Below are 18,933 nucleotides of genomic sequence, written 5' to 3' on the forward strand. Positions count from 1 at the left end.
GCCGGAGCTTCGATCGCGGGCGAAGAAAGGGCGGGAAGCGGGCTTTCGCTGTGCTCGCGAGTGCGTCCCTCTCTGATAGCGGAAGCCGACATTCGCGCCGCGGGTCGACCTCAACCTGAAGTATTGGCGCGCAGGGGGAGCACGATTCCTTGCGGAGGTGCAAAAATTAAGCCACTGATATTACTTATTTTTAAAATCTGCACGCAACGTTGCAAAGAATTCGCAACGAAACATCACGCTAAGCGATATCAGCCGGAAGCAGGTCCCAAAACAGCGGATCGCGATCAACCAATCCGGTAGCGTCTAAGGGCTCGCTTCCAGACAGATCAGAGGCAAAGCGCACGTCCGATACGTTTGCAGGCAGCTGCTCACGCATCGCCGGTATGGTGCGTAAATCGAAGTATCGTAGTGAACTCTCGGCAAGTCGTTGATCGAAAGGTAAATCAAGAGAGATCGCTAAACTTGTGCCGAGCGTTGATGCAACCACGTCGTGGAGCTTGAGTAGCAGGTTTTCGTCATCGCCTATCCGGTCTTGAATCATCGCAATCAGATCAGAGAGCGCCAACCCTCTCGGCACCCTTTCAATCATCAGCGAGGCGAGAACGGCAACCGTGCCTGGTGGCGGGTTACATTGGTCAAATGAGAAAGTGTGCTGCCGCAATCGGCCCGCGCATGTTTTTACTTCAAGCCTGATGTCGCCGGTCGAGAAGTCAAAACGCGCGCTATCATCGATCCGCCACGCGGCCAGAGCACGCGCCGGACTGCGGCACTTTGATATCAAAAACAACTCGCCAAAGAGCCCGTTGAGCGATCTGACGGGCGGCCTGCGAATGCTCTGGAAGATCGAGGCAAGTCGCTGCACGGCACTCGCAAGAGCAGTGCGCGAGGGTGTGTCCCCCATGTGGCGCATGATGATATGGCACACGGACAGGAAATAACGGATCGTCTCCGGTTCGGCGGATCGGCAACGCGCGACCGTAAAGCGTCCATCTTGCGTATCACCACGGGCATCGGTGATCCGGCAACCGAGTTCGAACTGCGCATCGAGCGATTCCAGTCTGATCGGCGGCGGAGCGCGCCCGCTGGCATCGGACGTACGCACAAGGAGGCAGGCTTTGCACTGCGAGTCCTTGCCAACGAAGTAGCTCTGATACGAAGCGACCGGCCTGACGGCAAACATCGGTGTACCGGATTGATCGGCAGGCGGCGCAGCAAGGGCTTCGAATATTTCGAAGAGCGCAGCGGTCATGCGTTCTGACCTGGCTGTTCCTGATTAACCCAGGCAGCTTCCATGCGCGCGGGGACCCAGACCACCAGGACCGGAATATTCTCGGCGATGATCGGACCGGTCTGCTCTCTGCGCAAATCCAGCGTGTGTATCTGAATATTGACCTGACCGTCCTCGCGCATGTCGCGGTCACCGGGGTAGATTTCACCGCGGCGTTCAAGCGGCCATTGCGGGTTGGCACCTTGGTAGAGATTTACGACCGCCCCGTTTTCATCAACTGATCGTCTGCGCCGGGTGCCGGGGCTCATCCGGTAGACCGTGCAAAGTTCATCCGGGTTCTGCTCAAGCGCACGGCTAAGCTGCAAAAGCAAGCCCGTGATCTGCTGGGAGTCGCGCGAACTGGTAATTCGCATAGGAACCAGAAGCTGCTCCATCACAGCGCGAAGCGACAAACCGGACGCGATTTCATGTCGCTGTTCGTCTGTACGGTTCGGGTGGCCGTCCACTTCTTCGAAGACCGTGTCTGCTATGAAATCCGCTACAGTCTGCCGGTTTGCGCGTACGACTGCATCCGCGGCAAGCACAACTCGCGGGGCAACCCAGCTATCCGAAAAGCGCCCGCGAATATAGTCGAATTCCAGAACGTTGTGGCGGCAAGGCCGGAGCGCGTTGTCCAGAACAAACGCCCGTTTCCAGTCATTGAGTGAGCGCCCGCTATCGCGGATTTGTTCGAGTTGGGTGCGCATGTCTTCTTCATGCTCGACATAGCGTTGGAAGGCGCGATGTGTCCCCTGCTCCAGATACACTCGGCAGAATCCGAGGTAGTCACGCTTGTACCCGAAAAAGCGCGCGCGCTGCTGCACCGTGTCAGCATTTCCGACGCCTATGCCACGCGGCATATATGTGACGGTCAGCCCTTCTACGGTGAAGCCACGATCCATGGCCTGCCCGCCCACGAGAATCCAGCCATAGACGCTGCGCCAATCCACCGGCGGTGTTCTCCCGCCGCTGGCATTGACCTCAAGAATGCGGGTGCTGCGAAACGCAAAGCGTAGTGTTGGTGCAAGCTCATCAAACGTTGGCAAACCGCCCTGCACAGTCTCTGCGAGATCATCGTACGCACCGCGCAATTCGTCCAAGAGTTCTTGCTTGTCCGGATCATTGTCCGGCAAGCCCAGGATGCGTTTCCATTCCTCGAAAATGTCGCGGACCCAATTGTAGTACTCCCTGTGCTGGGCCGTACGGTGCGACGGATGCACGAGCATCGATCGGTTGCCACGATTTCCGCCCTGGCGAAGTCCAGCAGCCACGCCCACCATAAATATCCGCAAGGCTTCAAGAAGTGTGTCCGGGGGTTCTGTGAGTGGATTAGCGTTTGTCGGCACTTCACCTGACGGAATCGTGCGAACAAGCGCCTGATTGTCAACGAAAAAATCGCGCCCACCGACATAGGCTTCGCCCGGCGTCAGCACTTCGACAAAATTTGGCGAAAGCGAGTCTACGATGCTGACGAGCAACGGGGCCTGCGGGGTGGCAGTATACTGGAGATAGCTGTGAAGCGGCAGCGTACCGCGCATCTCCATAAGCCGCGCATAGGTGCTGCTCTCATCGCCCTGCGCAACTTCGGTGTTCAGGCTGGCTTGATCGGCCTCATCATCGATGATCAGAACCGGTACGTTTTCCATGCCAACCGCGCGCAGCAAAGCCGTCAGGTTCCCAAGCCGCTGATAGTGCTTAAGGACGGTCACAAGAACTGTCATCTTGTAATCGTCCGGTGTTCCCGGATCACGCCATGCCTCGAATACATCGCGCATGGTCTGGACTGTCGAATCTTCATGCTCTGGGTTCTGGAAGTGCATCCAGCTCCGTGTCCGATCGGGATCATCAAGACGCAAGTCGCGGCGCACGCGACCTGTTGATTGCTCAAGCAGCGGATTGGAACTTCCAGCAACGATGATGACCATCTGGAAACCGTTATCCCGCGCGAGGGCTGCGGCGGTCTCAAACGACATGGTCTTTCCGCTCTGCACATAGCCGACGACAAGCCCTGTCTCTTGACCGTTCGCATCGGCTGGCGTTATTCCGCGCCCCAGGATTGAGGCCGCTGCACCAGCAATGTCGTCGCGACTTTCGGCGGGCACGACGTGATCCAGAAAATCCTGTGTTTCGCGACCGACGGCAGGTTGCCAGCGTGCACCGGGCGCGGTTCCGGCGACTGGCTGGACAATCAGCGGTGCATCATCTGTCATTTTTCACCTATGTTTTTCACGCCTCGGAGAGCGCACTGCGAACAATATCGTTAACATTGCGACGGATCGTTCCGGCATGACGGACACCGGACTCGCGGGCTATGACTTCGGCAAGCGCGAGTGCGGCGGCAACTCGCAATAGTGCCTCAACATCTTCGCTATCCGTCTGGGCAAAGCGCACCATGAATGGATGGATCATCGAAACACGGATATCCAGGCGACGCGGCCGCTCTATTGAGGCCGCTACGTCGCTAAACACAAGCCACTGGCTTTCGGCAGGGTCTTCGGTCAACTCGATGCTGATATGCCAATCTTTGTCACGAAACCGGATATTGAATTCTTTACGTGCCAGCGTTCCGGCATGGGGTAATTCTTCATCCGGCGCATCGACCGGCGGCGCGTCCGCAATATCCGGTAAGGCCGATGGCAAATTGTCCTCCATCGCCCGCGCTGTGTTGTTCACCGCCTGTGTGGCCGTGTTGGCAAGCTGCGCACGTGCCGGTCGCGCGCGATAACCTTCGGCCTGCTTAAGAAGTGGCAACTCTTCACTGTCCAAATGCTCGCGCAAGAGCTCAAGAAACGGCTGCTCGTTCTCATCCCACCGGAACCCGTCCTTTGTATGGCTCACTTCGAAGCCATCCAGATGCAACTCGCCGAAAAGCCGCTGATAGCGGAAGCTATTCGAACTGCCGAAAATGGCGGCGGGGCGGTAGCCTTCATCACCGCTGCCCTCAATGACGCGCCCACGCCGAAACAGGGAGAATCCGGCCTTGGCAGTATTCGCCGTTTCACGCAACGCGGCAAAGCCGTGAACGGAAAGCCCGTCACCGAAATCAAAAGACACGTCCTTGCGCCACAGCCTGGCGGGCTGGTCCTTCTCCCGAAAGTACGGTGCCGTTAAGACAGGCGGTTCTTGCGGTGTCAGCGCATCACCACCAAAGCGGAGTTCCAATGTGCCTTCGCGAATGAACACGCGGTAGATGTCGGTCAGATGCTCCTTGAGCTTGCCGACTGTCCGTCCCACCGGGACCTGGAAAATGTCCTCCAGAATAATTTCTGTATAGTGGTGGTTTACGTCTTCGAGTTCTTCATGGATATCGAGTTCTTCGATTTCATCATTGACGATGTTCTCGATCTCGAAGCGCACAGTGCGGGCTACGTCCTCACCGAACGCGGATGTGCGAACCGACCATTGAGGCGCGAACCAGCAGGCCGCGCTTTTCATACCCATTCCGAATTCAGCAAGGCCTGATCGATCAGGTGGAATGGCAGCCGGACGAAAGGCACGCCCAAAATCCTCAAGGGCAATGCCTGCCGCATTATCGCGGATGGAAATGCGAGCGGGTGCGGCGGTATCGATATCGATATTGACGACAAGCTTGAATTCATCGCCGTGGTGCGCACGAAGCGCCTCTTGATGCCGCGCGTAGCTTTGGACGGCGTTGTCCACGAATTCGGCAAGCGCAAACCACGGCTTGTAGTTTAGGTGCCGAAGCACTGCGAGCACACTCACTCCGGGCCGAATATCAACCTTGTTAGGCGCCACACCTACGCTCCTTCAAATTATCCCCGTCTCAGGCCACTGAAATGAGGGCGGGTTGCGCATGGTCTTCCCGCTTGGGACGGATGCAATCTCTCGCCGACACGTTCTGCTCATCAGGAGCAACGGAAAGCAACTGGCGGGCAATCGCGCGCACGACTTCAACATTTACGGCGTTACCGAGCGCTTTGAATGCTGCGGTTTGCGCTTCCGGCAAATGCTTGAGGTCACCCATGCTTTGCAGTCGGCTGCATTCGCGAGTTGTCATGTAGCGCCGCTCCCATGCGATCACCGGCACCTGACTTGTCGTCATCGCCACGAGCGACGGCGCTGTGACGGGGCGTTTCACACGGATGCCTGAAGCGCGAAACTGGATGACCAAATCCCAAATCGAGCGCTGCTCGCCTTTGCAATTCCACTCGAACTTCTGAAAGCTGGGTGCAAATCCGCGGATGCGCGGCAGCCAATCGTCAATCCAACCCTTATGACGCTCATAAAGCTCACGGTTCTGGCGAATGAAGTCGATTTTCCATTTGGGGAAGCTCTCTTGCGTATCGCGCGCATACGCAGGAAGCGCCGTCGCGATCTCGTCGGCTGCCAAGCCACGCAGCGGCTGCCCGAAACCGCCTTTATAGGATTTTAGCTTGGAAAAGCCGGTGCCGTAAGGAGAGCGGTCGCGATAGGGATATGTTGCCCCGAATTCCATGGCCCATATCGGGAAAGACGGAAGCTGTTCATCTGCCGGAAACCTGTCAAGAAATGCTTGCCAGGCTTCCAGATAATCAATGAACGCCGGAGGCAGCACACGCGCATCGGTCGGGTTCTTGTCCAGAACCTTTCGTATCGACAGATCGGCGTTGGCGTCAGGCGTGGGCCAAGAGAAGCCTTCCAGACCGCCGCGCCGACCGACAATGAATGCCCGCTCGCGGATCTGCGGAACGCCGAACTCGTGAGGCGAGAAATGGTTATCATCTACGCTGTAACCCGCCAGCCGTAGCCGATGGATAATCGAGCGCCAGGTCTGCCCCTGCCTGTGCCGGACAAGGTTCGGCACATTCTCGATGATGAAATACTGGGGCTTGTGCAGCCGCAGAATGCGAACGATGTAATCGATCAAATCACCCCATTGCGGACACTGGAACCCTTGTTGTCCGCCCGCTTTCGAGAAGGGCTGACAGGGAAAACCGGCGCACAGGATGTCGTGGGCAGGCACAGACGCCAGATCAAGCGTACGAATGTCGCCATGGGGCCTGATACCGAAATTCTTTTCGTAAAGCGCAGCAAGGTCGTCGTCGCGCTCACACGCGAAGACGCAATCATGACCGAGTGCTTTGAGGGCGAGGTGAAAACCGCCGAGTCCGGCGAATAAATCAATGAATTTAAGGGCCTGCATGTTACTCGATGTCCAGCTTTAGCTGCTGACCTCTGTTCTCTTCAAGAAAGCGAAGAAGGGCGTATCTGACGGTATACTGTAGGGTGAGTGGCGGGCGCTGTGAAGCCGCGATGTCTTTCAACTCTTGATAGGCAGACGCCTCCAGCGAGATCGTAAAACGGCGCATCTCTGTCTTGCCGGTGCCGGACATGGCCGCTCCTGGTGTAATTTGGCACCAACCTACACGGGGTTGCACCAAAATGCACCAAAAAATCGCCAGAACAGTGGCTGGAGTTGCAGCCGTGATCGACGTTCGCTCCCCACTGCATCAGGCGAGGAAATCGCTAAGGTCGCCATCCCGCGGTCCGCGGATACACGGCTCGCGAACCGCTGGAGGGCCAAGGCCCGCTTCGTCCCGCAGACCTTTGTCGCACGACGTCCAAGCGAATTGCCGGTCTGGGCTGAATTGCGGCCACTGCGTGCTGTGGAACGAACAGCAAATTCGTCTGTGAACTGCAGGTTCGACCGAGCTTAGATGTCGCGCTGGCTGCGAGGGACCGCAAAGCGGGCTGCGACCGCAGCATCTGGGCACGAGGTTTAGTGGCAGCTATGGACTGAGAGCACCAGGAGGCTGAGTCCTCAGTTGTGCGGCGGCGCGGAGCTTTCCAGCTACAATTCCACTTTGACTGCCAGAGCAATTTGGCACGAATATTGGTTTTTGGTGGGAGGCTGAAAATATGGCGGAATTGATGACGCTGGTGCCACTCGGTTGCGACATCGGGAATATGAATCGACTTCATTGTAGCTTGCCAAATCGCTAAGTAAGTTCCAGCCTCATTTTCAGTCTGAGATTCTTCTATTTCCTTATGAATTCATCAGCCAAATAGCAGTCAAATTAGGCCCCCTTTCCCCGCGCGAACCGCGTGCTAGCTGGCCTCTCAAACAGGAGGCTTTCATGGCACAGACGCAAGACACCAACCGCAAGATCATCCTCGCCGAGCGCCCGAAAGGCGCGCCGAACGAGAACACGCTGAAGCTGGAAACCGAGGCCGTGCCGCAATCCGGCAAGGGCGAGATGCTGCTGCGTACCGTCTGGCTGTCGCTCGACCCCTATATGCGCGGGCGGATGTCGGATGCGAAATCCTACGCGACCTCGGTCGAGATCGGCGGCGTGATGACCGGTCAGGTCGTGGCCGAGGTCATGGAAAGCGATGTCGCGGGCTTCTCGAAGGGCGACTTTGTGCTTTCGCCCTCGGGCTGGCAGGACTTCTTCGTCTCTGATGGGACGCAAGTGCTCAATCTCGGGCCGGAGCCGGAGAACCCGAGCTGGGCTTTGGGCATCCTCGGGATGCCGGGCTACACGGCCTATGCGGGCCTGCTGAAGATCGGCGAGCCGAAACCGGGCGAGACGGTTGTGGTTGCCGCCGCCTCCGGTCCCGTCGGTGCAACGGTCGGCCAGATTGCCAAAATCAAGGGCTGCCGGGTCGTCGGCGTCGCGGGCGGGGCCGAGAAATGCGCCCATGTCACCGACACGCTGGGGTTTGACGCCTGCATCGACCACCGCGCCGAGGATTTCGCCGAGCAACTGGCCGCGGCCTGCCCGGACGGGATCGACGTCTATTTCGAGAATGTCGGCGGCAAGGTGCTCTACGGCGTACTGCCGCTTCTCAACCCCTTCGCGCGGATGCCGGTCTGCGGCATGGTCGCGTGGTATAACCTGCAAGGCCTGCCCGAGGGGCCCGATCACGGCCCGCAGATCCTCTCGACGATCCTGCGCATGAAGGTGAAGGTGCAGGGCTTCATCATCTTCGACAGCTTCCCGATCGAGCTTTATCAGGAATTTTCCGAGGCGATGACCGGCTGGCTGAAAGAGGGCAAGGTTCAGTACAAGGAGCAGGTGGTGGAGGGCCTCGAGGCCGCGCCGCAGGGGCTCTACGACCTGCTGGAGGGCCGCAATTTCGGCAAGATGGTCGTGAAAGTCGGCTAAAAGCGAGGCACGCGCGCAGGGCTTTCGCATCCGTGACTTGCCCTGCGCCGCGCATCGCTTATCTCTATCTCTATGTTTGGACGCCTTTTCGATATGCTCAACGATCCCGCCCCCGATCCGATGGAGGGGGAAGATCGCGAATTGGCGCTTGGCGCACTTCTGGTGCGGCTCGCGCGGTCGGATGAAAACTATACCGAAGAGGAGAAAATCCGGATCGACCGGGTTCTCGCTCAGCGCAACGGGCTCTCGGGCTTCGAAGCGACCGAGATGCGCAAGCGCGCCGAAGAGGTCGAGGCGGGCGCGCCCGACACGGTCCGCTTCACCCGCGCGCTTAAGGACAAGGTCGCCTATGAGGACCGCACCGGCGTGATCGAGGCGCTGTGGGACGTGGCGCTGGCCGATGGCGTGCGCGATGCTCATGAGGATGCGTTGATCCGCCTCGCGGCGAAGCTTCTGGGCGTTAACGACGTCGATTCGGCGGTGGCGCGGCAACGCGTCGAAGCCCGCCGCACCTGAATTCGACGGTCAAGGCAGCGCGGGGCGCGACCGCTCCGCGCCTGTTTTTTCCTCAGATGCTCGTGATTTCGGCCCCTTCCCCATCGTCAACCGGGCAGACGCAGTTGCATTCACCGGTCAAATCGCGCCAGATTGCGCGGATGGACAAAGAGAAGCTGCCTGCGTGACCCGAAACGAGCCTGCGCCCAAAGACGCGCCCGTCATCGAAATCCGTGACCTTTACAAGAGCTACGGCTCGCTCGAGGTGCTCAAGGGCGTCTCGATCACCGCGCCGCGCGGCCATGTGGTGTCGTTGATCGGCTCCTCCGGCTCGGGCAAATCGACGCTCTTGCGATGCTGCAACCTGCTTGAAGACAGCCAGAAGGGCGATGTGATCTTCGAGGGCGAGTCTGTGCATTGGCGTGGCGAGGGGCTCAATCGTCGCCCTGCCGACCGCGCGCAGGTCACCCGGTTCCGCACCAACCTGTCGATGGTGTTCCAGCAGTTCAATCTCTGGGCGCACATGACGATCCTGCAGAACGTGATGGAAGCGCCGGTGACGGTGCTGGGCCGCGACAAGGCAGAGGTCGAACCGCTGGCGCGCCAGTTGCTCGACAAGGTCGGCATCGGCGACAAATGCGACGCCTGGCCCGCGCAGCTCTCGGGCGGCCAGCAGCAGCGCGCGGCGATCGCGCGGGCGCTGTGCATGGAGCCCAAGGCGCTTCTCTTCGACGAGCCCACCTCGGCGCTCGACCCGGAATTGCAGCAAGAGGTGGTGAAGGTCATCAAGGACCTCGCCGCCGAACACCGCACCATGATCCTCGTCACCCACGATATGCGGCTGGCGCGTGACGTCTCCGACCACGTCGTCTTCCTGCATCAGGGCAAGATCGAGGAAGAGGGCCCGCCAGAGGCTCTGTTCGGCGCGCCGAAATCGACGCGCCTGCAACAATTCCTGTCGGCCACCGCGCCGGCGTGAATCAACCCAAGAATTAACAACGGGGAACCAAGATGAAAAAACTGATCCTGACCGCTGCCATCCTCGGCCTTTCGGCCGGCGTCGCCGCGGCACAGACCGTCCGCATGGGCACCGAGGGCGCCTACCCTCCCTACAACTTCATCGACGATAACGGTGAAGTCGCAGGCTTCGAGCGCGAACTCGGCGACAAGCTGTGCGAGATGGAGAGCCTCGACTGCACCTGGGTCACCAATGACTGGGATTCGATCATCCCGAACCTGCTCTCGGGCAACTACGACACGATCATGGCTGGCATGTCGATCACCGCTGAGCGTGAGAAGACCATCGACTTCACCCAGGCCTATTACCCGCCGGCGGCTTCGTCCTACATGTCGATGGACCCGGGCGCGGACCTCAAGGGCGGCGTGATCGCGGCGCAGACCGGCACCATTCAGGCGGCCCACGTCGCCGAAACCGGTGCGACGCTGGCGGAATACGCGACCCTCGACGACACGATCGCGGCCGTGAAGAACGGCGAAGCCGACGCGGTCTTCGCCGACAAGGACGCGCTCAAGCCCTTCGCGGGCCAGGACAACCTGGAATTCGTGGGCGATCCCGTGCAGCTCGGCAAAGGCATCGGCATCGGTCTGCGCAAGTCCGACACCGAGCTGAAGGACAAGTTCAACGACGGCATTTCGAAGCTGAAAGCCGATGGCACGCTCAACGAAATGCTCAAGAAGTATTTCGGCGACAACGTCATGACCTTCAAGAACTGATCCAGGAAACGAGGCCGGGGCGGCATGAGCCGCTCCGGTCCCGACCGAAAGTCCGATGTTCGAAAGCTGTTCCGATCCTTCTGCCCTTCACGGGCTTGGCTGGCTGCTCTGCTACCTGACCACAGGTAAGCAGATCATGTTCTATGGCTCGTTCGGCATCGTGCTGATCCTGCTGGCCGTGACCGCGCCGGTGGCGCTGATCTTCGGCTTCGGCGGGGCGCTGGCTGCCCGGTCGAGCGCCGCCCCGCTGCGCTTTCTCGGACGGGGCTACATCGCGATGGTGCGCGGTGTACCCGATATCATCTTCTTCCTTTTCGTGCCGATCGCGATGGACCAGGGGCTTGAGTACCTGAAGTCACGCGCGGTCTGCCCCGATCCCGGCCCAGCCTGGACGGGTAACGAATTCCACGTCTGTGCCTCCGCGAAAATCCCGCTCGGCACGGCCCCGCAATTCTATCACGAGGCCTATGGCTTCGCGCTGGCGGTGGTGGCCTTTTCCATCGTCTACGGCGCCTTCGCCGCCAACGTGCTGTTCGGCGCGATGCAGGCGGTGCCGCGCGCGCAGCTGGAGACCGCCGAGGCCTATGGCATGACACGCGCGCAGGTGAACCGTCGCGTGCTGATCCCGCAGATGTGGGCCTATGCGATCCCCGGCCTGTCGAACCTCTGGATGATCCTCATCAAGGCAACGCCCCTGCTGTTCCTTCTGGGCATCGAGGATATCGTCTATTGGGCGCGCGAACTGGGCGCGACCAAGTCGAGCATCTACGCCTATCCGCATCCCGACTGGCGTCTCTATTACTTCCTCGTGCTGCTGGTCTTCTATCTGGTGATGACCAAGCTCTCCGAGATCGTGCTGGCCCGCATCAATCGCCGCCTCGCTTTCGGGCAGGCCACGGCTGCCGGGGAAGCGCTGAGAAAGGCGGACGCATGAGCTGCATTCAGACCATCGCGGATTACGGGCTGCGCTCCGTCGGCATCGGCGAGCGGCTGCTGCCGCGCTCCGATTTCACCATGTGCCAGCAATTCACCCTGATCGGCTCGGGGATGATCTGGAACCTCTATTTCGGCATTCTCGCGCTGCTCGCAGGTTTCTTCCTCGCGACGACGCTGGCGGTGGCGAAGAACTCCGATCGCGCGATCTTCCGCAAACCGGCCGAATGGTTCATCTTCCTGTTCCGCGGCTCGCCACTCTTCATCCAGTTCTTCCTCGCCTACGAGGCCTTCGCGATGCTGCCCCGTGCAGGCTTCCCGATCCTCGGCATCACGGTCGCGACGGACTGGATCACGCGGGCCTGGGCAGGCGCACTGATCGTGCTGTTCTTCAACACCTCCGCCTATGCCGCCGAGATCTTCTACGGCGCGCTGCGCTCCGTGCCGAAAGGCGACATGGAAGCCGCGGACGCCTACGGGATGACCGGCTGGACCAAGTTCCGCCGCGTGACATGGCCCACGATGCTCCGGCTCGGCTGGCCGTCCTACACCAACGAGGCGATCTTCCTGTTCCACGCCACCACGCTCGTGTTCTTCTCGGGCTTCCCGGCGTTCCGACAGGAGGGCGACGCGCTCTATTACGCGAAATATTTCGCGGACAAGACCTTCAACCCCTTCATCCCCTACCCGATCGCGGCGTTCTACTTCATCCTGCTTACGCTCTGCGTCATCGCGGTCTTCGGGGTGATCAACCGCCGCCTGAACCGCCATCTGCCGCAGGAAAGCCGCAAGCGCTTCCGGTTCAGGCCGCAGATTATCAGGTGACACATGAACTGGCTGCACGACCATCCCGACGTTCGCACGATCCGCGTGGCGGCGGCCGATCTCAACGGGGTGGCGCGCGGCAAGCGCCTGCCGGCCCGCTTCGCCGATAAGGTCTTCACCGAAGGGACGCGCTTTCCCTACTCGGTGATGAATCTCGACATCTGGGGCGAGGATGTCGAAGACAGCCCGCTCGTGTTCGAATCCGGCGATGCCGACGGGCTTTTGATGCCGACCGAGCGGGGCTTCCTGCCGATGCCGTGGCTCTCGGCGCCGACCGCGCTGCTGCCGATCTGGATGTTCCATATGGACGGCAAGCCCTATGCGGGCGATCCCCGGCAGGCGCTGGCGCGGGTGGTGGAACGCTACAAGGCGCTGGGGCTGACTCCGGTGGTCGCGACCGAGCTGGAGTTCTTCCTGATCGACGACAGCGGCAAGACCCTGCGCGTGCCGCCCTCGCCGCGCTCGGGCAAGCGCCGCACCGGCGGCGAGGTCCTCTCGCTCCGCGCCCTCGACGCCTTCGACATCTTCTTCAGCCAGCTCTACGACGCCTGCGAGGCGATGGATATTCCCGCCGATACCGCGATCTCCGAAGCGGGTCCCGGCCAGTTCGAGATCAACCTTTCCCATCAGCCCGACCCGCTGAAGGCCGCCGATGACAGCTGGCTGTTCAAGATGCTGGTGAAAGGGCTCGCGCGCGCGCATGGCTTCGCGGCATCGTTCATGGCCAAGCCTTACGACGAATGGCCCGGCAACGGGATGCATATGCATTTCTCGGTGCTCGATGCCGAGGGCAACAACATCTTCAACGACGGCACGCCGCAAGGTTCGGACCAGATGCGCCACGCGGTTGCCGGGTGTCTGGCCGCGATGGCGGGCTCGGGCCTGATCTTCGCGCCGCATGAGAACAGCTATGACCGGCTGGTGCCCGACGCCCATGCGCCGACCGGCATCGCCTGGGCCTATGAGAACCGCACCGCGGCGCTGCGCATCCCGGCCTCGGGCCCGCAGGCGCGCCGGATCGAACATCGCGTGGCGGGCGGCGACGTGAACCCCTACCTGATGATCGCGGCGATCCTCGGCGCGGCCCTGATCGGGATCGAGGACAAGATGGAGGCGCCCGAGCCGATCAAGGGCAACGCCTATGCGCTCGACCTGCCGCAGATGCCCACCGACTGGGAAGCGGCGATCGACGCCTTCCAGAATTGCGAGATCATGCCGCGCATCTTCGACCGCGACCTGATCACCAATTTCGCCATGACCAAGCGGCAGGAGCTGCATTACATGGCGGAGCTGTCGGATCAGGAACAGACCGAGCTTTACTTGGATACCGTCTAAGGGGGCGCTGCCCCCTCGGGCTTCGCCCTCACCCCCGGGATATTTCCATCAAGGGGAAGGGAGCGGCGGGGCGCAGGCAGAGGGACAGCGCCCCTATCCGGCTGCCGCTTTCGCCTCGGCCCGAGGATAGAGCCGCGCCATCGTCAGGCCGCGCGTTGCGTTGAGGATCATCAGCCCCGCCCAGAGCCCGTGATTGCCGAAAAGCGGGATCAGCACGAAAAGCGCGGCCGTGTAGATCGCGACCGAGATCACCATCGCGTTGCGCATCTCACGGGTCAGGGTCGCGCCGATGAAGATGCCGTCTAGCATCCAGGCCGGCCCGCCGATCAGCGGCGCGGCGGCGATCCAGATCAGATAGTCGCGCGCCTCGATGCGGACATTCGGGGCGGTGGTCATCAGGTCGATGATCGCAGGCCCCGCGAGCAGGAAGACCGCGCCCAGCGCGAGCGCGCCGCCGATCCCCCATTGCGAGGACACGATGCTCGCCCGGCGCAGCCTTGCAGCCGAATGTGCGCCCACCGCTTGGCCCACGAGGCTCTCGGCGGAGAAGGCGAACCCGTCCAGCGCGAAGGCGGTGATCTGCAGGAATTGCAGCAGCACCTGATTGGCCGCAAGGGTCACATCGCCCTGCCCCGCGCCGAGGAAGAGGAAGGAGGTGAAGCTCGCCTGCAGCAAGATCGAGCGCAGCATGATGTCGGTATTCACCCGCGCCATCGTCGCCAGTTTCACCCGATCAAAGATTGCGCGCGCCCGCCACAACCCGCCTGCGAAGGCCGCGCGACAGAGCCACAGCGCCAGCACCACACCACTGATCTCGGAGATCAGCGTGGCGCCCGCGACGCCTTGCACGCCCCAGCCGAGGCCCAGCACGAAGAGAAGATCCAGCCCCACGTTCAGCGCGTTCATCGCCACCTGCAGCAAGAGGACACCGCGCGTGCGTTCCAGCGCGATCAGCCAGCCGGTGAAGGCGTAGAGCGAGATGGTGAGCGGCGCGCCCCAGATGCGGATCTGCAGGTAGTCGCGAGCAAGGCGCTCGACCTCGTCGCTCGCCGGGGCAAGCTGAAACGCGGCCCAGAAGAGCGGCAGTTGCAGCACGATCAGGCTCAGCCCGGCGATGCCCGCGATGATCAGCGCCCGCATCAGCCCGGCGGAGACCTCGCCGGTATCGCCCGTCCCATGCGCCTGGCTGACCAGCCCGGTCGTACCCATCCGCAGGAAGCCGAAAATCCAGTAGAGCGAGGAGAGGATCACCGCGCCGATCCCCACGGCTCCGATCGGCGCGGGCAGGCCGATCTGGCCGACGACGGCCGTGTCGACCGCGCCGAGGATCGGGATCGTGGCGTTCGAGAGGACGATGGGCAGCGCGATCTTCAGAACCCGCGCATGGGTAATCTCAGCCATTGGCGGAGGTGTCGTCCCGCGCGGGCATCAGGAAATGGCCGGTCGCTTGGGCAAAAATCCGGGTCCGGTTGTCCTGCCACGCCTCGACATGGACGCTGGCGTAACGCCGCCCCGAACGATTGACGCGGGCGCGCGCATAGGCGTCGCGCGGCAGGCCAGAGCGCAGGTAGTCCACGGTGAAATCGATCGTCTTGGGCAGCCGCGGCAGGCTCTCGGGCGTGAGCGCGTCGAAATCGATCCGTCCCGCCTCGATATCGTCCCACAGGTAAGACCAGCTGAGTTCGATGATCGCGGTGACTTCGAGAAAGGCCGCCGTCACCCCGCCATGGATCGCGGGCAGCATCGGGTTACCGATCAGTTTGTCGTCATAGGACAGAACGCCGGTCAGCTCATCGCCGCGCCGGTCGAAACCAATGCCGAGGAACTGCGCGTAAGGAATGCCCTCGACGAGCATCTTGAGCGCGCCGTCTCGGCGCTGCTTGACTTGCTGGACGGGTTCGGGCTTGGGACGGCTCATGCTTGCCCCTCCGATTTGGGTTTGTCGGGGCGCGAGACGGTGAAGGCGCCGGTGGCGGTCGCCACGGGACGCTCGGCATCCTCGTCATGGGTGGTGGCGCGCACGAAGGCCACCGAGCGGGTGACGTGGTAGCATTCGGCCCGCGCGGTGATCCGCTGGCCGGGCGTGGCGGGGCGCATGTAATCGATGCGCAGATCCAGCGTCGCGGTGGAGGCTCCGGCCTGCGGATGGCTCATAACGGCGGCGCCTGCGCAGGTATCCATCAGCGCCGAAACCGCGCCGCCATGGATCACGCCGGTGCGCGGATCGCCCACGAAGCGCGTGTCATAGGGCATCGACAGGGTCGCGCAGCCGGGGCGGATCTCGTCCATCTGCATCCCCAGCGCGCGGGAATGCGGGATCGCCTCGATGAACTGGCGCGCCTGTTCGAGTATCTTGTCGTTCTGGTCGCTCATGAAATCATCCCCGAATGTCTTGCGCGACTATCCCCGCTGGCCGACGGGGTTACAAGACCCGCGCCTCAGCCCTGACCCTGCGACACAAGGAAATAGCGCGCGATCCCGTAAAGGTAGAAGCCGGTGAACATGATGTTGAGATATTTCAGCTGGCGCTCGGTATGGAGCCAGGCGTGATAGGCCCAGATCATGCAGAACGGCAGGCTGAGAAAGAGATTGAGCGGATACCAGTTCTGCACGATGGCGATGGTCGAGGCGATGCCGAGGGCCAGAGCGACCCATTTCATCTCTTGCTGATAGGCCGCAAGGCCACCTTCGCGCAGACGCGTTGCCGGACGCATGCCCGCTCCTTCTGACTGATACCAATGTCGGGGGTCGCGGCCCTTGGGGCCTGCGATGCGATTGATATGCCACAGGAAAGGCAATCCGTCCAGACGGGCGCGGATCTAGCGGCGCGCGGCGAAGAAATCCTTCAAGAGCGCCTCCGCCTCCGCCGCCCCGATGCCGTCATAGATTTCCGGCACATGATGGCTTTGCGGATGCGAGAAGATGCGGGGACCCTGTGCGACGCCGCCCGATTTCGGATCGGCCGCGCCGTAATAAAGCCGCGCGATCCGGGCCTGAGAGATCGCCGAGGCGCACATCGGGCAGGGCTCGAGCGTGACATAGAGGTCATAGCCCGGCAGCCGCTCCGAGCCGATCTGCGCACAGGCCTCGCGCATCGCGAGGATCTCCGCATGGGCGGTCGGATCGCCCAGCTCGCGGGTGCGGTTGCCAGCGGCGGCCACCACCCTACCGTCAGGAGAGACGACGACTGCGCCCACGGGCACCTCGCCGCGCTTAGCCGCCTCGCGCGCCTCTGCGAGCGCCTGTTGCATGAAAGACCGGAATTCCATGGCTCTTCATCGCTTGCAAATCCGCGCTTATCAAGACGCTTCCCACGCGCAGCAGAAAGGTGTAGATCGCCATCTTTCGCGCCCGAGCGACTCGCGCGCCCCCTCCCCTAGAAGGAACCGGACATGACCGACACTCCCGAAAATTCCCCCGAAAATTCCGTTTCGAAATCCGCCGACAAATCCGGCGCGAAAGAGCGCATCGCCAAGGTTATCGCGCGCTCCGGCGTCGCCTCGCGCCGTGACGCCGAGAAGATGATCCTCGCCGGCAAGGTCGCGGTGAACGGCAAGCAGATCGACTCGCCCGCGCTCGACGTGGCGGCGTCCGACAAGATCACCATCGACGGCAAGCCGATCGACGCGCCGCAGGAAACGCGGCTGTGGCTCTATTACAAGCCGCTGGGTCTGGTCACCACTGAGAAGGACGAACAGGGCCGCCGCACGATCTTCGACGAGATGCCCGAGGGCATGCCGCGCGTGCTGAACGTGGGCCGTCTCGACATCAACTCAGAAGGCTTGCTGCTCTTGACCAATGATGGTGGGTTGAAGCGCCGTCTGGAGCTGCCCGAGACCGGTTGGCTGCGCAAATACCGCGTCCGCGTGAATGGCCGCCCGACCGAGCAGTCTTTCGAGCCGCTGCGTCAGGGCATCACCATCGAGGGCGAGGAATTCCTGCCGATGGAAGTCTCGCTCGACCGTCAGCAAGGCGCGAATGCGTGGCTGACCGTGGGCATCCGCGAAGGCCGCAACCGCGAAATCCGTCGCGCGATGACCGAGATCGGCTTCCAGGTGAACCGCCTGATCCGCATCAGCTACGGCCCATTCCGCCTGATGGACATGAAGGCGGGCGACGTGATGGAAGTGAAGCGCAGGATGCTGCGCGACCAGCTTGGCGGGTTGCTCGACGACAAGCCGGTGGGCGGCGAAGCCAAGCCCGAGCGCAAAGAGCGTGGGGATCGTCCCGAGCGCGGCGAGCGCAAGGATCGGGGCGACAAGCCGCGTTTCAAGCGCGATCGCGATGAGGGCGGCCGTGATGACAAGCCGCGCTTCCGCAAGGATCGTGACGAAGGCGGCCGTGAAGATCGTCCGCGCAAGCCGCGCACGGGCGGCTTCAAATCGCATCGTGACGAGGGCGACCGCGGCGATCGTGGCGATCGGGGGCCGCGCTTCTCGAAGGACCGGGGCGACCGCCCGGATCGCGGGCCGCGTGGCGACAAGCCGCGCTTCAACCGCGACCGCGACGAGGGTGGCCGTGACGACAAACCGCGTTTCCGAAAGGATCGCGAAGAGGGCGGCCGCGAGGATCGTCCGTTCCGCGACGGGCCGCGCAAGCCGCGCACCGGTGGGTTCAAGTCGCATCGTGATGAAGGCGAGCGTGGCGACCGGGGCCCGCGTTTCTCGAAAGATCGTGGCGACCGCCCCGATCGTGGGCCGCGCGGCGACAAGCCTAGCTTCAACCGCGACCGCGACGACCGCTCCTCGGGCGGGAAGTTCGGCGGCAAGCCCAGCGGGAAGTTCGGCGACAAGGCGCGCTTCAACCGGGATCGCGACGAAGGTGGCCGTGACGACCGTGGCGGCGACAAGCCCCGCTCGGGCGGCTTCAAATCGCATGGCGGAAAGCCGGGAGGCAAGCCGCGCTCGGGCGGGTTCAAATCCCACGGCGACCGGCCCGCACGCTCGGGCGGCTTCAAGTCGCATTCGGGCAAACCGGGCGGGAAACCCGGTGGCAAGCCCTTCGGTGGCAAGCCCCGCGGTGGCAATCGCGACTGACCGGCGAAAACGCGCTTTGAGAGAGGGGAAAACCGCCATGGTTTTCCCCTCTTCTTTTTCCTCGGCGGGTTTACGCGAATTTCACACCGTCTCTCTGGCATAGACCCGCCAGCCTGCTTATAAATTCCCCTGAGGACGTCGAAATTCGCGTCCGATGGCAGGGGCTGGCGATGTCGCGCGAGGCGCAAAAGAGAATCGC

Annotated in this window: 18 protein-coding genes; 8 read left to right on the forward strand and 10 right to left on the reverse strand. The window is 62.0% G+C overall.

Going from position 1 to position 18,933, the window contains the following annotated elements; all coding sequences use genetic code 11:
* Window positions 1-238 precede the first annotated feature (238 nt).
* The 5 genes from F8R15_RS00960 to F8R15_RS00980 are packed head-to-tail and all read right to left on the reverse strand — an operon-like array spanning window position 239 to window position 6,600.
* Window positions 239-1,249 (reverse strand): PD-(D/E)XK motif protein, encoded by a 1,011-nt coding sequence (locus F8R15_RS00960; protein WP_152842955.1) that lies wholly within the window; start codon window positions 1,247-1,249, stop codon window positions 239-241.
* The gene (locus F8R15_RS00965; RefSeq protein ID WP_152842957.1) at window positions 1,246-3,477 is read right to left on the reverse strand and encodes a Z1 domain-containing protein; all 2,232 of its coding nucleotides are present in this window, start codon (window positions 3,475-3,477) and stop codon (window positions 1,246-1,248) included. The genes F8R15_RS00960 and F8R15_RS00965 overlap by 4 nt, the downstream gene beginning before the upstream one ends.
* 16 nt (window positions 3,478-3,493) lie before the next feature.
* Window positions 3,494-5,023, reverse strand: coding sequence for an ATP-binding protein (locus F8R15_RS00970; protein WP_152842959.1), 1,530 nt, complete (start codon window positions 5,021-5,023; stop codon window positions 3,494-3,496).
* A 28-nt stretch (window positions 5,024-5,051) separates the two neighbouring features.
* Window positions 5,052-6,410: a DNA cytosine methyltransferase gene (locus F8R15_RS00975; protein WP_152842961.1), complete on the reverse strand. Its 1,359-nt coding sequence runs from the start codon at window positions 6,408-6,410 to the stop codon at window positions 5,052-5,054.
* A gap of 1 nt (window position 6,411) precedes the next feature.
* The gene (locus F8R15_RS00980; protein WP_152842963.1) at window positions 6,412-6,600 is read right to left on the reverse strand and encodes a hypothetical protein; all 189 of its coding nucleotides are present in this window, start codon (window positions 6,598-6,600) and stop codon (window positions 6,412-6,414) included.
* 744 nt (window positions 6,601-7,344) lie between these two features.
* Here F8R15_RS00980 and F8R15_RS00985 point away from each other — a divergent pair.
* The 7 genes from F8R15_RS00985 to F8R15_RS01015 all read left to right on the forward strand — a co-directional run bounded on the left by F8R15_RS00985 (window position 7,345) and on the right by F8R15_RS01015 (window position 13,698).
* A complete protein-coding gene (locus tag F8R15_RS00985; protein ID WP_152842965.1) occupies window positions 7,345-8,376 on the forward strand; it encodes an NADP-dependent oxidoreductase in 1,032 nt (343 codons plus the stop codon).
* A 93-nt stretch (window positions 8,377-8,469) separates the two neighbouring features.
* Window positions 8,470-8,892 (forward strand): TerB family tellurite resistance protein, encoded by a 423-nt coding sequence (locus F8R15_RS00990; protein WP_246831943.1) that lies wholly within the window; start codon window positions 8,470-8,472, stop codon window positions 8,890-8,892.
* Window positions 8,893-9,055: 163 nt separating this feature from the next.
* Entirely contained in the window at window positions 9,056-9,850 is a 795-nt protein-coding gene (locus tag F8R15_RS00995; RefSeq protein WP_078519679.1) for an ABC transporter ATP-binding protein, read from the forward strand.
* Between the two features lie 32 nt (window positions 9,851-9,882).
* Window positions 9,883-10,605, forward strand: coding sequence for a transporter substrate-binding domain-containing protein (locus F8R15_RS01000; RefSeq protein WP_152842968.1), 723 nt, complete (start codon window positions 9,883-9,885; stop codon window positions 10,603-10,605).
* Between the two features lie 55 nt (window positions 10,606-10,660).
* Window positions 10,661-11,539 carry an ABC transporter permease gene (locus tag F8R15_RS01005; protein ID WP_078519681.1) on the forward strand — a complete coding sequence of 293 codons (879 nt, stop codon included), beginning with the start codon at window positions 10,661-10,663 and terminating at the stop codon, window positions 11,537-11,539.
* Window positions 11,536-12,363 carry an ABC transporter permease gene (locus tag F8R15_RS01010; RefSeq protein ID WP_078519682.1) on the forward strand — a complete coding sequence of 276 codons (828 nt, stop codon included), beginning with the start codon at window positions 11,536-11,538 and terminating at the stop codon, window positions 12,361-12,363. The genes F8R15_RS01005 and F8R15_RS01010 overlap by 4 nt, the downstream gene beginning before the upstream one ends.
* A gap of 3 nt (window positions 12,364-12,366) precedes the next feature.
* Window positions 12,367-13,698, forward strand: coding sequence for a glutamine synthetase family protein (locus F8R15_RS01015; RefSeq protein ID WP_098410336.1), 1,332 nt, complete (start codon window positions 12,367-12,369; stop codon window positions 13,696-13,698).
* A 93-nt stretch (window positions 13,699-13,791) separates the two neighbouring features.
* Here F8R15_RS01015 and F8R15_RS01020 read toward each other — a convergent pair whose 3' ends face one another.
* From F8R15_RS01020 to F8R15_RS01040, 5 genes are all read right to left on the reverse strand, one after another.
* Window positions 13,792-15,099 carry an MATE family efflux transporter gene (locus F8R15_RS01020; RefSeq protein ID WP_078539745.1) on the reverse strand — a complete coding sequence of 436 codons (1,308 nt, stop codon included), beginning with the start codon at window positions 15,097-15,099 and terminating at the stop codon, window positions 13,792-13,794.
* Window positions 15,092-15,616, reverse strand: a complete 525-nt coding sequence (locus tag F8R15_RS01025) for a PaaI family thioesterase (protein ID WP_075776152.1) — start codon at window positions 15,614-15,616, stop codon at window positions 15,092-15,094. Before F8R15_RS01025 ends, F8R15_RS01020 begins: the two co-directional genes overlap by 8 nt.
* Entirely contained in the window at window positions 15,613-16,071 is a 459-nt protein-coding gene (locus tag F8R15_RS01030) for a PaaI family thioesterase (RefSeq protein WP_152842970.1), read from the reverse strand. The genes F8R15_RS01025 and F8R15_RS01030 overlap by 4 nt, the downstream gene beginning before the upstream one ends.
* Window positions 16,072-16,136: 65 nt before the next feature.
* Window positions 16,137-16,412: a peptidase gene (locus F8R15_RS01035; protein ID WP_152842972.1), complete on the reverse strand. Its 276-nt coding sequence runs from the start codon at window positions 16,410-16,412 to the stop codon at window positions 16,137-16,139.
* 105 nt (window positions 16,413-16,517) lie between these two features.
* Window positions 16,518-16,967: a nucleoside deaminase gene (locus F8R15_RS01040; protein ID WP_152842974.1), complete on the reverse strand. Its 450-nt coding sequence runs from the start codon at window positions 16,965-16,967 to the stop codon at window positions 16,518-16,520.
* 123 nt (window positions 16,968-17,090) lie between these two features.
* On the opposite strand from F8R15_RS01040, the gene F8R15_RS01045 reads away from it, so the two are divergent.
* A complete protein-coding gene (locus F8R15_RS01045; RefSeq protein WP_152842976.1) occupies window positions 17,091-18,734 on the forward strand; it encodes a pseudouridine synthase in 1,644 nt (547 codons plus the stop codon).
* The last annotated feature ends 199 nt before the right edge of the window (window positions 18,735-18,933 follow it).

The sequence above is a fragment of the Thioclava sp. JE_KL1 genome (assembly GCF_009296265.1).
In the GTDB taxonomy this organism is placed as follows: domain Bacteria; phylum Pseudomonadota; class Alphaproteobacteria; order Rhodobacterales; family Rhodobacteraceae; genus Thioclava.

Bases quoted from the DNA above. Each gene is read 5' to 3' on its own strand.
- F8R15_RS00960 (WP_152842955.1), bottom strand. From the start codon at position 1,249: ATGACCGCTGCGCTCTTCGAAATATTCGAAGCCCTTGCTGCGCCGCCT.
- F8R15_RS01020 (WP_078539745.1), bottom strand. From the start codon at position 15,099: ATGGCTGAGATTACCCATGCGCGGGTTCTGAAGATCGCGCTGCCCATC.
- F8R15_RS00975 (WP_152842961.1), bottom strand. From the start codon at position 6,410: ATGCAGGCCCTTAAATTCATTGATTTATTCGCCGGACTCGGCGGTTTT.
- F8R15_RS00985 (WP_152842965.1), top strand. From the start codon at position 7,345: ATGGCACAGACGCAAGACACCAACCGCAAGATCATCCTCGCCGAGCGC.
- F8R15_RS01010 (WP_078519682.1), top strand. From the start codon at position 11,536: ATGAGCTGCATTCAGACCATCGCGGATTACGGGCTGCGCTCCGTCGGC.
- F8R15_RS00965 (WP_152842957.1), bottom strand. From the start codon at position 3,477: ATGACAGATGATGCACCGCTGATTGTCCAGCCAGTCGCCGGAACCGCG.
- F8R15_RS01005 (WP_078519681.1), top strand. From the start codon at position 10,661: ATGTTCGAAAGCTGTTCCGATCCTTCTGCCCTTCACGGGCTTGGCTGG.
- F8R15_RS01000 (WP_152842968.1), top strand. From the start codon at position 9,883: ATGAAAAAACTGATCCTGACCGCTGCCATCCTCGGCCTTTCGGCCGGC.
- F8R15_RS01045 (WP_152842976.1), top strand. From the start codon at position 17,091: ATGACCGACACTCCCGAAAATTCCCCCGAAAATTCCGTTTCGAAATCC.
- F8R15_RS01035 (WP_152842972.1), bottom strand. From the start codon at position 16,412: ATGCGTCCGGCAACGCGTCTGCGCGAAGGTGGCCTTGCGGCCTATCAG.
- F8R15_RS01025 (WP_075776152.1), bottom strand. From the start codon at position 15,616: ATGAGCCGTCCCAAGCCCGAACCCGTCCAGCAAGTCAAGCAGCGCCGA.
- F8R15_RS00990 (WP_246831943.1), top strand. From the start codon at position 8,470: ATGCTCAACGATCCCGCCCCCGATCCGATGGAGGGGGAAGATCGCGAA.
- F8R15_RS01040 (WP_152842974.1), bottom strand. From the start codon at position 16,967: ATGGAATTCCGGTCTTTCATGCAACAGGCGCTCGCAGAGGCGCGCGAG.
- F8R15_RS00980 (WP_152842963.1), bottom strand. From the start codon at position 6,600: ATGTCCGGCACCGGCAAGACAGAGATGCGCCGTTTTACGATCTCGCTG.
- F8R15_RS01015 (WP_098410336.1), top strand. From the start codon at position 12,367: ATGAACTGGCTGCACGACCATCCCGACGTTCGCACGATCCGCGTGGCG.
- F8R15_RS01030 (WP_152842970.1), bottom strand. From the start codon at position 16,071: ATGAGCGACCAGAACGACAAGATACTCGAACAGGCGCGCCAGTTCATC.